Source organism: Helicobacter pylori, from assembly GCF_014497725.1.
GTDB classification, from domain to species: domain Bacteria; phylum Campylobacterota; class Campylobacteria; order Campylobacterales; family Helicobacteraceae; genus Helicobacter; species Helicobacter pylori_DE.
In genome coordinates, this window is record NZ_JACTGF010000004.1 from 1 (window position 1) to 16,435 (window position 16,435).

Here is a 16,435-nt window from a genome sequence, read left to right on the forward strand (position 1 = left end):
TTAGTTTTCAAAGATCGTTTGCTTTGTAATCAGCTATCCTTGTAAGGTATCAAGCGGCTTTTTAAAAGCCCTTGCTGAAACAAGGAAATGAAAGTATAGTCATATAAAGCTTAAGGTTTGCTTAAATTATAAAAATTTTTGACAGAGTAAGTTAAAATTTTAAAACGATTGGGTTTTGAGAAATCTAAATACCGCCAAAAACACGCACGCATTCCCCATAAAACCACTATTATAAGCGCTAATTTATCTCTGTTTTCAAAAATCACTCCATAATAGAGAGCAAAAAATGAAATCATGGATTAGAAAAATCCGCTTAAGCTAACCCTTTTAAATTGGGTGCTTTTTTGTCCCCTTGGTGGGGGGATCGTGTTAGTTCTTCTTAAAGAGTTGGTCTTTAAATGGGTTGTTAAAAGGCTCGTTGGGGGAAAAGTTCTTTTTCTTGGGGGTGTACTGATTTTTTGGCAAGTTATCTACAATGTCAGCGACACTGCGTTCTCTCACATTGCAAGACTTCTTCAAGTCTGAAGGGACAGAATTGGGACTTTCTTGAATGTTAGCAATGAAGACTTCAAAGCCTTTCTCCCAAGCGGCTTCTAACACAGGCACAAAATCGGTATCCTTGCTGAACAGCACAACACACCCTAGTGGTTTGGTGCAATACAGCTTGGTGATATCGTGCGCCAACAGCGCATCAACTTGTTTTTGACGCAATTCTAAGTGCGGTATGAGAATTTCGGCTTCTAGGCCACCATGGACTCTTTGGTCTTTAGGCATATCCTTAAACATGAACTTTACCCGCCCGACTCGTAATTTCACTTGATTTTGTTGGGCGATCGCATGGTTGAAAGATTGCATAATCCCTGATTTATTCACTTTTTCCTCATATTCTTTAGGACTATTCTCTTTATACTTTTCAAGTTCTTCTTTTTTATTGCCCCTAATTCTAGGTTCAACTTCTGTGAAAGGCTCAGATACATAAAAATAGATCCGCTTCAATTCCTCTTCAGGCTCCAAAAACGAACGGATTAGCGCTAAGAGTTGCTCGGGGTTGTTGAAATTAAAATTAGACTCTTTTAAACGCTCATCCGTTTCTTGGATTGCTTTCAAATCGGATAACAGATTTTGCCAATCCACAAAAATCGTGGTTTCAGTTCTTTCCATGTTTTCTCCCAAAATATGAATTTTGCCATAAGGGTTGAGTATAGCATGGGGATTTAAACATGCCTTGTTTTTTAAAATAAAATAAAGGCTCTGTTCTCATCAAACAGACACTCAAAGCCTTAATTAATTTCTTTCATTTTTTAAAAACTTTATAGTAAAACTTTCTTGAGAATATGAGGGGATATTTCGCGCTTTAATGTTCTTTCAAACCCTTTAAATCCTCCTTAACCTGATCGCTTTTTTTAAGGAGTTATCGTTTAACTTGCGTCAAGCTTTTTGTATTTTGATGGTAAAAAATGCTTTTTAACCTTTTTTAAAATTTGACAACCAACGCCCCATTAAAAAACAGAGCCAAAAATTCAGTTTAACAAACAGCAAGCTAGAAAAGAAGCGATTAAAGCTTTGCCTTGAAAAAAACGAACGCTAAAGAAAGCTTTAAAAAAGTTGGTAGTAAAAACTAAAATAAAACTAAAATAAAACTAAAAAGGGATTAAAAAACTCTTTTTCAAGCCAATCCAATCCATTGAAAAAGTTTTACCCCAATTTTAAGAGAAGCGGTTAGAAAACGGATTTCAACCCCTAAAGAGCGTTCTACCCATCAGCATGATGGATAAAAGAATCTTAACAGAAATTAATGGCGGACTTCTTTAATCCTTGCTGCCTTACCTCTCCTATCGCGCAAGTAGTAGAGCTTCGCGCGGCGCACCCTGCCCACACGCAACACCTCAACGCTCGCCAAACTTTCGCTATAAAAAGGGAAAATTTTCTCCACGCCGATATTGTTAGCCCCTATTTTACGCACGCAAAAAGTCTTATCCACGCCATTGCCTCTAATCGCAATGCACACGCCTTCAAAATACTGAGTTCGTGTTTTTTCGCCTTCTTTAATAGTGATACCAAGCTTCAAAGTATCGCCAGCTTTAAATATTGGCATGGTCTTGTCTTTTAATTGAGCGTCTTCAAACTGCTGAATGTAGCGGTTTTTCATGTGTTTTCCTTAATGTCAATTTCATGATTTGTGCTGTTTGAATAAATCAAGGCGGTAGAATTTCGTCCTTAATTTTGACAAATCAAGTTTTAGTTGCTTGATTTTAGCATGATTTCCTTTAGAATATTCTAAAGGGGCAGGGATTTTATTGATTTCTTTGGATTTAAAAACAGCGTTAGCGAAATTAGGGGCTTCCAAATAATGGTTTTCAAAGCTCTCATTTTCTAAAGATTGAGCATTACCCAAAACCCCTTGAATGTGGCGAGCGATACTATCTATCAAGCACAACACCCCAAGCTCGCCCCCTGTTAAAATAAAATCGCCTATACAAAAAACCTCATCAGCGCTCAATTCAATAGAACGCTCATCAAATCCCTCATAACGCCCGCACACCAAAACGACATGCTTTTTTTGAGCCAAACGCATCGCGTCTATTTGCTTGAAAGGCTTGCCCACCGCGCTTAAAAAAATCGTGTGTTTAGGGTTTTTAACAGAATGGAGCGCGTTTTCTACCATCTCAGGGTCTAAAATTTGCCCCGCACCCCCACCAATGAGCGTGTGATCCGCTTTTTGATATTTATTAGCGCTAAAATCTCTAAGGTTTAACACTTCTAGTTCAAAAAGATTTTTTTCTAACGCTCTTTTTAAAATAGAATCTTCAAAATAAGGCCATACAAGTTGTGGGAAAAGGGTTAAAACGCTGAATTTCACTCAACTATTCTCTAAAAGCGTTTTAGCGTTATGGGTGGTTATTTTTTTGTCTTGCAAAAGGATTTCTTTGACATAAAAATCCCTATAAGGGATTAAAAAAATCTTAGCCAAACCTTTTTCAACCAAACTTCTCGTGGTTTCAACCATGAAATAATCTGTTTGAGAAATCCTTTGGATTTCTATGACTTTTCCTAGAATCTCGTTTTCTTCCACCACGCTAAGCCCTACTAAATCGCAATAAAAAAACTCGCCCTCTTTTAAAACACAGAGTTTTTTACTCTCTGCTTCGCTCATAAAAAGCCCTAAATTAGTCAGCTCTTTAGCCTTTTCGGGCGTGTGGATCGTTTCTAAAAATAATAGGTTTTTGGCATGTTCATAAGAATGGATTGTATAGTCTTTAAAAGAAGAAGCACGAGAGAAAGCGTTCAAGGGAGCAACGCTCACCTTAACGCCTTTTTTTAAGCACTCCGGAAAATCGCTCTCTAAATGAAGCTTTAACCCCCCATTAAGCCCCACGCTTTTACCAATTCTGCCCACTAAAAGCATAGAAACCACTCAAGGCGTTTGATCGCCTAAAACATGGGGATTTTTATCGCTATTTTTATCGTTACTCGCAAAAACAACAATTTTATAAGAAAACCCGTCTTTGGCTTTCACGCCGGAAACGAACGCCTTAATCGCGCTCACCATTTTGCCCTCTTTACCAATCACATGCCCCATGTCTGATGGGTGGGTATAAATAGTGATCTGTTTGACTTTATCTTCTAAAACCGTGTACTCTACGCTCAAAGCTTGCGGAAAAGAAACAACCTTTTTTAAATATTTTTCTAAAAAAGTTGCCACGCAATACGAATAGTCCTTACATTCAGCTTGAGAAAAAGGCGTGTTCAAAGGATCTAATTCGCGCATTTAGCCTCACAAAACCTTAGGCTTTTTGAGAAAGTTTTTCCACCCTCTCGCTCATTTTAGCCCCCACGCCTTTCCAGTAATTCAAGCGCTCCTTATCAATTTTAACATCTTTAGGCTCGCTTAAAGGGTTGTAATACCCAATGGATTCAATCCAACCTCCATCCCTTCTTTTCCTAGAATCGGTTACCACCACCCTGTAAAAAGGCTTTTTCTTTCTCCCGATGCGAGTGAGTCTAATGACTGTCATTATAAAAATCTCCTAAAATATTCGTATTAAATTTGAGATTATACAACAAAAGCGCCTAAAACATGCTTAAAACTTAACGCATTTTAGGGGGCATTTGATTTTTAGCCTGACTCATTAGATTCATCAAATCGCTAATACCCTTTTTATTTGTGAGTCGTTTCGCCATTTTGCTCGCTTGATCAAAGCGTTTGATGATGCGATTGATTTCAGACACTTCTAAGCCGCTCCCTAAAGCGATCCTTTTTCTTCGGCTGCCGTTTAAAATCTCGGGGTTTTCTTGCTCTTTTTTGGTCATGGAATTGACCATAGCCTTGATTTTTTTCACTTCTAAAGAGCTTTCTAAATCCGTGTCTTTTAGCGCGTTTGCCATATTCCCTAAACCTGGAATCATAGAGATTAGAGAACTCATAGAGCCTAATTTTTTCACTTTTTCAATCTGGTTTAAAAAATCATTGAAAGTGAATTGCCCTTTTTTGAGCTTTTTGCTTAAATCTTTGGCTTCATTAGGGTTTAAAACGCTAGCGGTTTTTTCAGCGAGCGAGATAATATCTCCAGCCCCCATCAAACGCCCCACAATCCTTTCAGGCACAAACACATCTAAATCAGGGATTTTTTCCCCGCTCCCAATAAAACGCAAGGGCAAGCCTAATTGGTAAGTGATGCCTAAGGCGATACCCCCTTTAGAATCGCTATCAAATTTGCTTAGCACCACCCCGCTCACGCCTATTTCTTCATTAAAGGTGTTCGCGCTTTTGACCCCATCTTGCCCGCTCAAGGCGTCTGCGACATACAGCACTTCATGGGGGTTTAAGATTTCTTTAACTTCCTTTAATTCTTGCATAAGCTCTTTATCAATGGCTAAACGCCCCGCGCTATCCACGAGCAACACATCAAATTGCGCTTCTTTAGCCCTTTTTAAAGCGTTGTTGGCGATTTCTTTCACGCTTTTATTTTCTTCGTAAAAAACTTCCACGCCCACCTGTTCGCCCAAAACCTTTAATTGCTCCACTGCCGCTAAGCGTTGCAAATCGCATGCACATAAAAGCACTTTTTTATTTTTGGTTTTTAAATAATGAGCGAGTTTAGCGGTAGTGGTTGTCTTACCGCTCCCTTGCAAACCGGCCATTAAAACCACGGTGGGGGGCGTTTGAGCGAAAGTGAAACCACTGCTCCCTTTAGCGCTTAAAATTTCCAACAAACTCTTTTCTAAAGCGTCTAAAAATTGTTGCTTACCAATGCCACTAAGTTTAGTTTGGCTTTCCACTTTTTTAAGCAATTCTCTAGCCACTTTATGATGCACATCATTTTTCAAAAGCGTTTTTTTCAATTCATCTAACGCTCTGTCTAGTGCTTTTTCATCATCTTGAAAGCGGATTTTATTGAGCGCGTTTTTAAACCCATCGCTTAACGCTTGAAACATTTTCTATCCTTTTATTATGGTTGTTCTAACAAATCCAATTCTTGCTTGATCTTACCCTCTTTTTCTAAAAGCGTTTTTAAACTCTCTTTGGCTTTTTCTAGCACGCTTTTAGGCGCGTTTTTGACAAAATTTTCATTGTGCAAATTGAGTTTTAGTTTTTCTTTTTCCAGTTTTTCTAGCTGCTTTTTTAAACGCGCAACAAGCGGGCTTAAATCAAGATTTTCTAAATCCGCATAAGTCTGGCAAAATTCCCCCACATCGCTCACGCTTTTTAAAGGCTTATAAGTTATCACGCTGACTTTTTCTAATTTCGCTAATTTTTGGGCGTAAGTTTGCAAACGCTCTGTGTTTTCTATTTTCTCCCTCAATCCCACGCTCGCTTCTTTTAAAACAATCGGTGGGGTTTCTAGCATGATTTTTAAACGCCTTAAAGACACAATGCAATCTTTGATCACTTCAAATTCATGCTCTAGTTTTTCATCTTGCGCCAAATCTTTAGGGTAAGGCATGACCATGATAGAGCGCGTATTTTCTAGCTCTGTGTTACTGAGCTTGTGGTATAAAGACTCGCTGATAAAGGGCATGAAAGGGTGCAAGAGTTTTAAAGCCTCTTTTAACACGCTCCCTAATTCGTCTATCGCTTCATTTTCCACTTTAGAAAATTCAATGAACCAATCGCAAAATTCCCCCCACAAAAAGCGGTATAACAAAGTCGTGGCGTCATTAAAACGATAATTGTCTAAAGCGTTACGAATCTCTTTAGTAACAAGATTCAAGCGCGATTTCGCATAACGCCCCAAAGGCGTTTGGTATTCATTCAAACGCTCTTTATCCTTGAAAGATTCTTGTTTGAGTTTCAAGTAACTCGCCGCATTGAAAATCTTGTTGGCGAAATTCTTGTTATTTTCTAAATGTGCAGTAGAAAGCTTAATATCCCTACCCGTAGCGCACAAATTGGCTAAAGTGAAACGCAAGCTATCCGCGCCGTATTTTTCTATCATCTCTAGAGGATCTATCACATTACCTTTAGATTTGCTCATTTTTTCGCCCTTTTCATCTCTCACTAAGGCGTGCAAGTAAATGTCTTTAAAAGGCAATTCGCCTAAAAGCGATTCGCTGCAAAAGAGCATCCTGGCCACCCAAAAAAAGAGGATGTCAAACCCGGTAATGAGCGTGGTGTTAGGGTAGAAATCTTTCAAATCGCTTTCATTAAACAAACCGCTTTTTTCTTGCCCCCACCCCAGAGTAGAGAACGCCCATAGTCCTGAACTAAACCAAGTGTCTAGCACATCTTTATCTTGCTCTAGCGTTTCACTCTTGCAAGTAGGGCAGCTTAAAGGGGTATCAAGGCTCACGAACTGGTGGTTATTCTCGCAAGTAAACACCGGTATTTGATGCCCCCAAAACAATTGCCTGCTGATGCACCAAGGGCGTAATTCTCTCATCCAAGCGTTATAATTATTGATCCAATTAGAAGGGTAAAATCGCGCCAAACCTTGTTGGATTTTTTCAATGGAACTTTGAGCGATTTCAGGCTTGACAAACCATTGCTTAGACACATAAGGTTCTACCACATTATGACAACGATAGCAATGCCCCACTTGATGCGTGTGTTCTTCTATCTTTTCTAACAAGGCGTTTTCTTTTAATCTTTCTACGACCTTATCTCTGGCTTTTAATCGTTCTAAATTTTCAAACTCCCCGCAACGCGCGTTTAAAATCCCCTTTTCATCAAAGATTTTAATCGTTTCTAAATGGTGGCGTTTGCCCACTTCGTAATCGTTAAAATCATGCCCAGGGGTAACCTTCACACACCCTGTGCCAAACTCCATTTCCACATGTTCATCAGCGATAATAGGGATTGTGCGATTGATTAAAGGCAAGATCACTTGTTGCCCCACTAAATGCTTGTACCTCTCATCATTAGGATTGACCATAAGCGCACTATCGCCAAACAAAGTTTCAGGGCGCGTGGTGGCCACCACCAAATAATCTTTTTGATTTTCTAAATAATATCTAATATAATACAACGCCCCCTTACGCTCTTCATACTCCACTTCAATATCGCTTAACGCCCCATCTTTAGTGCACCAATTCACCATGTAATTATCTTGAACGATGAGACCCTTTTCATACCACTTCAAAAACGCTAATTTGACCGCTCTTTGCAAGCCCTTATCCATCGTGAAACGAGTCCTAGAAAAGGCCGCGCTCACGCCTAAATGCTTCATTTGCTCTAAAATCGCTCCCCCGCTCTTTTCTTTCCACTCCCACACTTTTTGAATGAACTCTTCACGCCCTAAATCTTCTTTTTTAATCCCTTGACTTAAAAGCTGCTTTTCCACAACATTTTGCGTCGCAATGCCGGCGTGATCCAACCCGGGCTGATACAAAGTCTTATACCCATCCATGCGTTTGTAGCGCGCTAAAATATCTTGCAAGCTTAAAGTTAAAGCATGCCCTATGTGTAAAATACCGGTCACATTAGGAGGGGGCATCATCAAGCAAAATCGTTTGCCTTTTTCTTGGATTTTTTCATTGCCATCAATTTCAAAATACCCCCTGTGAGAGCAAATTTCATAAATCTTTTTTTCTATCTCTTGGGGCTGGTAAGTGGTGGGTTCTTGTTTCATTATTTTCCTAAATTTTCCTAAATTATCTTAAAATAGAGCGTTCCTTAAAAAATGGTTGGTTTTTGGAACGCCTTTTGCTTTTACGCTTTTAATTGTTGCGTATTTTTTTAAAATTATACAACAAAGCATTTAAATTAAAAAGGATAGTCCAGTGAATTACTTTTTAAAAGCCCCTATTTTAGGATTTGAGCATATTAGTGAAGTGCGTTTGGAAAAAATTGATTCCTTATTCAGCCGATTGGTTAGTCAAACGAACTCGCCCATGGCGTTGGATATGGTTTTAGTGAATCCTTATTGTTTGAGAGAATACAGCTTTGTGATACCCAAATACATAGAATTACTGCTAGAATTAGATTCTCATTCCAAAGTTGAGGTGTATTGCGTGGTCGTGTTGCAAAAAAATTTAGAAGATTCTATGGTTAATTTCTTAGCCCCTTTAGTGTTTAATTCCAAAAATGGCTTTGGCGCTCAAGTGGCGCTTTCTATGATGGATTACCCGGATTTTGGCTTTAGAGATCCTTTAAAAAGCTTTGTGGTTAAAGAAAGAGAACGAGCTTAAGGGTTTTAGCATGAAATTCGCTCTTACAGGGGGAGGCACAGGGGGGCATCTCTCTATCGCTAAAGCCTTAGCCATAGAATTAGAAAAGCAAGGCGTAGAGGCGATTTATTTAGGCTCCACTTATGGGCAAGATAGAGAATGGTTTGAAAATAGCCCCCTGTTTAGCGAACGCTATTTTTTCAACACGCAAGGCGTGGTCAATAAAAGCTTCTTTAAAAAAATAGGCTCTTTATTCTTGCAAATTAAAGCAACTTTCAAAGCCAAAGAGATTTTAAAAAAACACCAGATCACGCACACCATTAGCGTGGGAGGGTTTAGTGCAGGGCCGGCGAGTTTTGCAAGCTTGCTCAATCACATACCCCTTTATATCCATGAGCAAAATGCGATTAAAGGCTCTCTTAATCGCTACCTTTCCCCTAAAGCTAAGGCGGTGTTTTCAAGCTACGCTTTTAAAGATAAGGGCCATCATGTTTTAACCTCCTATCCCGTGCAAAACGCTTTTTTTGATTCCGCTAGGACTCGCACTGAAATCAAACATATCTTATTTTTAGGCGGTTCGCAAGGGGCGAAAGCGATCAATGAATTCGCTTTATTAAACGCTCCCAAACTCACCAAACAAGGGATTAAAATCACGCACATTTGCGGCTCAAACGCTCATGAAAGAATGCGTTTTTTTTACCAGGAATTAGGGCTGTTGGACAAGGTAGAATTGTTCGCTTTCCACACTAACATCATAGAAGTCATGCGCCAAGCGGATTTGTGCGTGAGTAGGGCCGGAGCGAGCAGCGTGTGGGAATTGTGCGCCAATGGCTTACCCACGATTTTTATCCCCTACCCTTTTGCGAGCAATAACCACCAGTATTACAATGTCTTAGAATTTGAAAAAGAAAACCTATGCTATGTCGTGCCTCAAAATGAATTATTGCCTAAAAAACTCTTTGAAGTCATTAGAAAGCTCAACCAAAAAGACGATCAAGGCAATAAAAATCTCACCACTATCAGCGCTAAATTGCAACAAAAAATCGCTAAAGACGGCGCGAAAACTATTATTGAAACGATTTTGAACGCTTAAAATAGCCCATTTTAATCAACAATTAAGCGACTAACCATTAAACTTAAGCGATAAATAAGATAAAATTTAGGATAGCTCAAATCTTTTAAAAAGAAAAGGATAACCCCTTGCAAAACTTTGTTTTTAATAAAAAATGGCTTATCTATTCTAGCCTACTCCCCTTATTTTTTCTCAATCCCTTAGTGGCAGAAGATGATGGGTTTTTTATGGGGGTGAGTTATCAAACTTCTCTAGCCGTTCAAAGGGTGGATAACTCAGGGCTTAACGCCAGTCAAGACGCATCCACCTACATCCGCCAAAACGCTATCGCTCTAGAATCTGCGGCGGTGCCTTTAGCCTATTATTTAGAAGCGATGGGGCAACAAACGAGGGTTTTAATGCAAATGCTCTGCCCTGATCCTTCTAAAAGATGCTTGCTCTATGCGGGAGGTTATCAACAAAACGCCCAAAATGGCGATACAGGCAACAACCCCCCAAGAGGCAATGTCAATGCCACCTTTGATATGCAATCTCTAGTCAATAATTTAGACAAGCTCACCCAACTCATCGGCGAGACTTTAATCCGTAACCCTGAAAATCTTTCTAACGCCAAAGTCTTTAACGTCAAATTTGGCAATCAAAGCACTGTTATTGCATTGCCTGAGGGTCTAGCCAATACCATGAACGCTTTAAACGATGATATTACCAACGCTTTAACCACGCTCTGGTATAACCAAACCTTAACGAATAAATCTTTTAATAGCGGTAATTCCGTGAATTTTAGCCCTGAAGTCTTGCAACACCTTTTACAAGACGGCTTAGCCACAGCCAATAATAATCAAACCATTTGCAGTACTCAAAACCAATGCACCGCTACCAATGAAGCCAAATCCATAGCCCAAAACGCCCAAAACATCTTCCAGGCTTTAATGCAAGCAGGGATTTTAGGAGGCTTAGCCAATGAAAAACAATTTGGCTTCACTTACAACAAAGCCCCTAATGGCAGTAATTCCCAACAAGGCTACCAAAGCTTTAGCGGCCCGGGTTATTACACCAAAAATGACGCTAACACCACGCAAGCGCCCTTAAAAAACTTACCCGCTGGAGCGACAATTGGATCAGGCAATGGCCAATACACCTACCACCCTAGCTCGGCAGTCTATTATTTAGCCGATAGCATCATCGCTAATGGCATTACCGCTTCTATGATTTTTTCAGGCATGCAAAATTTCGCCAATAAAGCCGCTAAACTGACAGGCACTTCAAGCTATAGCCAGATGCAAGATGCGATCAACTATGGGGAAAGCTTGCTTAGTAACACCCAAGCGTATGGGGATTTCATCACCAATTGGGTCGCCCCCTATTTGGATTTAAATAACAAAGGTTTGAATTTCTTGCCTAATTATGGGGGGCAATTGAATGGCGCTAATAGTCAAACCCCACAAAATAATTTAACCCCACAACAAGCCCAACAAGAACAAAAAGTCATCATGAACCAACTAGAGCAAGCCACAAACGCCCCCACCCCCGCGCAAATAGACAGGATCTTAGCCAACCCCTATTCCCCCACGGCAAAAACTTTAATGGCTTATGGGCTTTATCGCTCTAAAGCAGTGATTGGCGGGGTGATTGATGAAATGCAAACTAAAGTGAATCAAGTCTATCAAATGGGCTTTGCTAGGAATTTTTTGGAGCATAACTCTAATTCTAATAACATGAACGGCTTTGGCGTGAAAATGGGCTATAAGCAATTCTTTGGCAAAAAGCGCATGTTTGGGCTTAGGTATTATGGCTTTTATGATTTTGGTTACGCTCAATTTGGCTCAAACCCCTCTTTAGTGAAAGCCACCCTCTCTAGCTATGGAGCGGGCACAGACTTTCTTTATAATGTTTTTACCCGAAAAAGAGGGACTGAAGCGATAGATATAGGTTTTTTTGCCGGTATCCAACTTGCAGGGCAAACCTGGAAAACGAATTTTTTAGATCAAGTGGATGGCAACCATCTTAAACCTAAGGACACTTCTTTCCAATTCCTTTTTGATTTAGGCATAAGGACCAATTTTTCCAAAATCGCTCATCAAAAAAGATCCCGTTTTTCTCAAGGGATAGAATTTGGCCTTAAAATACCGGTGCTTTATCACACCTATTACCAATCAGAAGGCGTTACAGCGAAGTATAGAAGAGCCTTTAGTTTTTATGTGGGCTACAACATAGGCTTTTGATTAAACAAAATAAGGGAAAAATATGATAAAAAAAGCTAGAAAATTCATACCACTCTTTTTAATTGGCTCCCTCTTAGCTGAAGACAATGGCTGGTATATGTCTGTAGGCTATCAAATCGGTGGCACGCAACAATTCATCAACAACAAACAACTTTTAGAAAATCAAAATATCATCAACAGCGTAACCCAAAGCGCGATCAATATTGCAGGGCCTACTACCGGTTTAATCACTTTAAGCTCTCAAAGCGTCATTGACGCTTTAGGCTATGGCGTGAGTAACACGGTGGGCAACCAATTAGAGGGCATTTCTAATATCTTGAATCAAATTGGCAAAAGAAAAGACTTTTATTCTAGCCGTCAAATCTCTAGCATTTCCCAGCAAATCATAGGGCTTAAAGGAAGCTCTGATCCCTTAAAAGCCCATTCTTCACAAATCACAGCCAAACTCCTTTCCAACACCCAAAGCGCGTTTGATCAAGGCATCGCGCTAAGCACTAGCATCATTAGCTCTATTAATAGTCTTAATCCTAGCAATAACACCAAAGAAGTCAAAGCCCAGCTCCAAAACACCGTGCAATCCATGGCGGAATTGTTGCAACAAGTTGAAAACAGCATCACTAAAACCACTAGCACCACTTATGTGCAATCCTTACTCTCCAATCTAGCTGATGCGGTGAATGCCTCTAGCAATAATACCGCTTATGTGAGCGCTCTTGTTAACGCTTTAAACACTTTAGGGGTGGGGGTTTTCCCCACCACAACCTCAACGCATGTGGTGTTAAACCCACCAGGTCAAATCGTATTCTATCCAACTAATTCCCTTTTAGGCTCTACTTCTTCAAACAGCAACAACCAACAACAATACAACAACACCCTTTTAATGAACACCTTACAAGGGACATTAAGCGCTAATAATCAAATTAACCCCAATGATTGCGCCAATCAAGTCCAATGTTTGGAGCAATTTATCCAAAATTTAGCCCCTTTAGCCGCAACCCCCACTTCAAACAACCAAGCCAACCAGCAAGTCCAAGCCATCGCTCAAAAACTTCAAAGCGTTGCTATCAACACTTTAGACAACAATGCGATCAACAACACCACTTATAATTTGAACAACTTGCACAACGCTTTGAATTTCCAAGCCTATGAAAGCACGATAGAACAATACAATAACGCTTTAAAACAAATTTCTTGGATCAGTTTTAGCGAACCTAAAAACTTGCTCAAAAACACTTCCAATAACTACCAAATCGGCACCGTTACCAACGCTCAAGGGCAAAATATCAGCGCCTATGATTGCGTGACTGCTACCGGAAGCCTTTCTAGCGATGCTTCTAGCGGGATTTCATGCTCAGCGACAAGCTCCACAAGCAACACAAATAGTTTTGACAATTCTTTAGTCGCTACCTCCAAAGTCCAAACCATCAACGGCAAAGAGCAGATCGGCGTGAATTCTTTTAACCTTGTTTCTCAAGTGTGGAGCGTTTATAATTCTTTAAAAACTTCAGAAGAAAATTTGAAAAAAAACGCCAATATTTTATGCACTAATGGGACACAATCCGGGACAAGCTCATGCAATACCAGCTCTTCAGGGGGTTTGAGTATCAGCGGGAACGCCCAATTGCAAAATATTTTAAGCTCTAATGGGACTAGCACTACCGCTCAAGCTAAAAGCAACGCTTCTAAACTGAAAGCGATGGTGGTGGTGAATAATGAAGAAGAAGCTAAAACGACCAATTTAGCTCAAAATAGTGGGCCAACCACACAATCTCCTAACAGCACGGTGATGGGAGCTTTAAACACCGTGTTGCAAAATGTCAATAATTTCCAGCAAAGCATTCAAAGCGCTTTTCAAAGCCAAGCAAGTAATATCCAAGCTTGGGCGAATGCGATTTATAACACTAGTGGGAGTCAATCGCAAGAGATGACACCTAACACTAACCAAGATTTACGCATCCAATTGAGAGCGAATTTTTACCAGCTCATCAATACCATTAACCAGCAAGTGCCTACAGACATGAACGCTTTAATCGCTCAAAGCCAACAAACCCAACAAACAAGCGGGGCAACGAGCAACAATAACGCATGCGCGAGCGGAACGAGTGGGAGTGGTGGTAACTGGTGCTATCAGCAATGGTCCGATTCTAAAGCTTATTACAGCGGGTTGCAAAGCGCTTTAGGGTATCAAACGCAAGCGACAACTCAAAGCGGGAGCAGTGGTGGGAACAGCATCACCTACAATGTCCAACAAATCACGCTCAATAGTGGTGGTTTGCTCAATCAAATCATCACAAATCTTAAGGGCGTTAATGGGGGTAATGGAGGAAGCAGTGGAAATGGCACTAGTCAAATCAACACAGCCTACCAAATGCTCACAGACGCCAGCGATGGGAAGTTAGGGACTTATAGTAGTAGCAATAGTGGCAGTAATAACGGCTATACGCCATGCAATAGCACCAACGGGAGCAATGGGACGAGTGGGAGCAATTGCTACACCCCCAACAAACAAAGCACCACAAGCACCACTACCACAAACACCGCCACAACCGACAGCAATTTGCAAAAAGTCTATAATGACGCCCAAAAAATAGCCAACATTATCGCCAGCTCTGGGAACAATAAAGGCGTTGAAAACGGCTTAAAACAATTCTTTGAAGCCTTAAAAAGTAATAGTAGCAGTCTCAGTAACTTGTGTAATGGTAGTAGCGGTAGTAGTGGCACTACTTGCTCCGGTGGGCTTATCAACCTTTTAGGGGCAATCCCCACCAATGGGGTGAGCGATACGAACAATTTAATTAATTTGCTCACCGAATTCATTAAAACCGCCGGGTTTATCCAAAATAATGATAATAATGTATCTACATCTACTGATCTCAAAAACGCTTTTCAAGCCATTACGAGCGCTATTTCTCAAGGGTTTCAAGCTTTGCAAAACGATATTAGCCCCAATGCGATTTTAACCTTACTCCAAGAAATCACTTCTAACACCACCACCATTCAGTCGTTCTCGCAAACCTTACGGCAGCTTTTAGGGGATAAGACCTTCTTTATGGTGCAACAAAAGCTCATTGATGCGATGATTAACGCCAGAAATCAGGTTCAAAACGTGCAAAATCAAGCCAATAACTACGGCTCTCAACCCGTTTTAAGCCAGTATGCGGCCGCTAAAAGCACCCAACACGGCATGAGCAATGGCTTAGGGGTTGGTTTGGGCTATAAATACTTCTTTGGTAAAGCCAGAAAATTGGGCCTTAGGCATTATTTTTTCTTTGATTACGGCTTTAGTGAAATAGGCCTAGCCAATCAAAGCGTGAAAGCGAATATCTTTGCTTATGGGGTAGGCACGGATTTTTTATGGAACTTGTTCAGGAGGACTTACAACACTAAAGCGTTGAATTTTGGGCTATTTGCTGGGGTCCAATTAGGCGGTGCGACTTGGCTTAGCTCTTTAAGGCAACAAATCATTGACAATTGGGGGAACGCCAATGACATCCATTCAACGAATTTTCAAGTGGCGCTGAATTTTGGGGTGCGCACCAACTTTGCGGAGTTCAAGCGTTTTGCTAAGAAGTTTCACAATCAAGGGGTTATCAGCCAAAAGAGCGTGGAATTTGGGATCAAAGTGCCTCTCATCAATCAAGCGTATTTGAGTAGCGCCGGGGCTGATGTGAGTTATAGGAGGCTTTATACTTTCTATATCAATTACATCATGGGGTTTTAAAAAAGGGGTGCATCAATGGAAATCTTACAATTCATCGGCTATGGAAACATGGCTCAAGCGATTTTAGAAGGCTCTCATGAGATCTTATCCAAGCGTTTTATTTTAGAAATCACCGGAAGAAACCCTGAAAAAATCGCCCCCTTTTTACAAGAAAAAAACATCCAAGCCCAAATCGTGCCTTATAAAGACGCTATTGACATACACCAAAAATTCGTGTTTTTACTTTTTAAGCCTTATAACCTTAAGGATTTTAATTATCAAGGGCAAGCCAAAAGCGTTTTGAGCGCTTTAGCTGGCGTGGGTTTTAAAGCTTTAAGCGATGCGATAGATTCTTTACATTACTTAAAATGCATGCCCAATATCGCGAGCAAGTTCGCCCTTTCTTCTACGGCGGTGTGCGAAAAATCACCCATGCCCTTAATAAGCGAGAAAGCTTTGAATATTATTGAGAGTTTTGGGAATTGCGTGCGAGTGGGTAATGAAGAGCAAGTGGATGCCAGTATAGCGACCAATGGGAGCGCGCTCGCTTTTTTAAGCTTGGTAGCGAGCGGTTTGAAAGATGCCGGCATTAGAGAGGGCTTGAACGCTAGAGATTCTTTAGAGTTGGTAAAAATGAGTTTTAAAGGCTTTGCCAAGCTGTTAGAAAAAGAACGCCCAGAGGTGATTATAGAGCAAATTTGCACCCCTAAAGGTGCAACGATTGAAGGCTTGAGCGTTTTAGAAAAAAAGGGGGTTAGAGGAGCGTTTATAAAAGCTTGCCATGAAAGCGTGAAAAAAATGCGCCTCTAAAAATTACACTCTTAAAAATAAGCG

General features: G+C 40.5%; 14 protein-coding genes. 5 read left to right on the plus strand and 9 right to left on the minus strand.

What is annotated here, in order from left to right; translation table 11 throughout:
- Positions 1–110 precede the first annotated feature (110 nt).
- The 9 genes from H7N69_RS08080 to valS all read right to left on the minus strand — a co-directional run bounded on the left by H7N69_RS08080 (position 111) and on the right by valS (position 8,069).
- Positions 111–296 carry a hypothetical protein gene (locus H7N69_RS08080; protein WP_078240922.1) on the minus strand — a complete coding sequence of 62 codons (186 nt, stop codon included), beginning with the start codon at positions 294–296 and terminating at the stop codon, positions 111–113.
- 73 nt (positions 297–369) lie between these two features.
- Positions 370–1,161, minus strand: a complete 792-nt coding sequence (locus tag H7N69_RS04325; RefSeq protein ID WP_187884914.1) for an NYN domain-containing protein — start codon at positions 1,159–1,161, stop codon at positions 370–372.
- Positions 1,162–1,792: 631 nt separating this feature from the next.
- Positions 1,793–2,149, minus strand: a complete 357-nt coding sequence (rplS, locus tag H7N69_RS04330; RefSeq protein ID WP_000797705.1) for a 50S ribosomal protein L19 — start codon at positions 2,147–2,149, stop codon at positions 1,793–1,795.
- A gap of 21 nt (positions 2,150–2,170) precedes the next feature.
- Positions 2,171–2,860 (minus strand): tRNA (guanosine(37)-N1)-methyltransferase TrmD, encoded by a 690-nt coding sequence (gene trmD / locus H7N69_RS04335; protein WP_108564460.1) that lies wholly within the window; start codon positions 2,858–2,860, stop codon positions 2,171–2,173.
- Positions 2,861–3,406, minus strand: a complete 546-nt coding sequence (gene rimM / locus H7N69_RS04340; protein ID WP_187884915.1) for a ribosome maturation factor RimM — start codon at positions 3,404–3,406, stop codon at positions 2,861–2,863. It lies immediately after the preceding gene.
- Between the two features lie 9 nt (positions 3,407–3,415).
- Positions 3,416–3,769: a KH domain-containing protein gene (locus H7N69_RS04345; RefSeq protein WP_165539008.1), complete on the minus strand. Its 354-nt coding sequence runs from the start codon at positions 3,767–3,769 to the stop codon at positions 3,416–3,418.
- A 16-nt stretch (positions 3,770–3,785) separates the two neighbouring features.
- Positions 3,786–4,016, minus strand: coding sequence for a 30S ribosomal protein S16 (gene rpsP, locus H7N69_RS04350; protein WP_000216132.1), 231 nt, complete (start codon positions 4,014–4,016; stop codon positions 3,786–3,788).
- 73 nt (positions 4,017–4,089) lie between these two features.
- Entirely contained in the window at positions 4,090–5,436 is a 1,347-nt protein-coding gene (ffh, locus tag H7N69_RS04355; RefSeq protein WP_000484790.1) for a signal recognition particle protein, read from the minus strand.
- Between the two features lie 14 nt (positions 5,437–5,450).
- Entirely contained in the window at positions 5,451–8,069 is a 2,619-nt protein-coding gene (gene valS, locus H7N69_RS04360; RefSeq protein ID WP_187884916.1) for a valine--tRNA ligase, read from the minus strand.
- A 151-nt stretch (positions 8,070–8,220) separates the two neighbouring features.
- On the opposite strand from valS, the gene fliW reads away from it, so the two are divergent.
- The 5 genes from fliW to proC all read left to right on the plus strand — a co-directional run bounded on the left by fliW (position 8,221) and on the right by proC (position 16,411).
- Positions 8,221–8,628, plus strand: coding sequence for a flagellar assembly protein FliW (gene fliW, locus H7N69_RS04365; protein WP_001105866.1), 408 nt, complete (start codon positions 8,221–8,223; stop codon positions 8,626–8,628).
- 10 nt (positions 8,629–8,638) lie between these two features.
- Positions 8,639–9,700: an undecaprenyldiphospho-muramoylpentapeptide beta-N-acetylglucosaminyltransferase gene (gene murG, locus H7N69_RS04370; protein WP_187884917.1), complete on the plus strand. Its 1,062-nt coding sequence runs from the start codon at positions 8,639–8,641 to the stop codon at positions 9,698–9,700.
- 107 nt (positions 9,701–9,807) lie between these two features.
- Positions 9,808–11,901: a Hop family outer membrane protein HopI gene (gene hopI / locus H7N69_RS04375; protein WP_187884918.1), complete on the plus strand. Its 2,094-nt coding sequence runs from the start codon at positions 9,808–9,810 to the stop codon at positions 11,899–11,901.
- 22 nt (positions 11,902–11,923) lie between these two features.
- Positions 11,924–15,622: a Hop family outer membrane protein HopL gene (gene hopL / locus H7N69_RS04380; RefSeq protein ID WP_187884919.1), complete on the plus strand. Its 3,699-nt coding sequence runs from the start codon at positions 11,924–11,926 to the stop codon at positions 15,620–15,622.
- A gap of 15 nt (positions 15,623–15,637) precedes the next feature.
- On the plus strand, positions 15,638–16,411 hold the full coding sequence (gene proC / locus H7N69_RS04385; RefSeq protein ID WP_187884920.1) for a pyrroline-5-carboxylate reductase: 774 nt from the start codon (positions 15,638–15,640) through the stop codon (positions 16,409–16,411).
- The last annotated feature ends 24 nt before the right edge of the window (positions 16,412–16,435 follow it).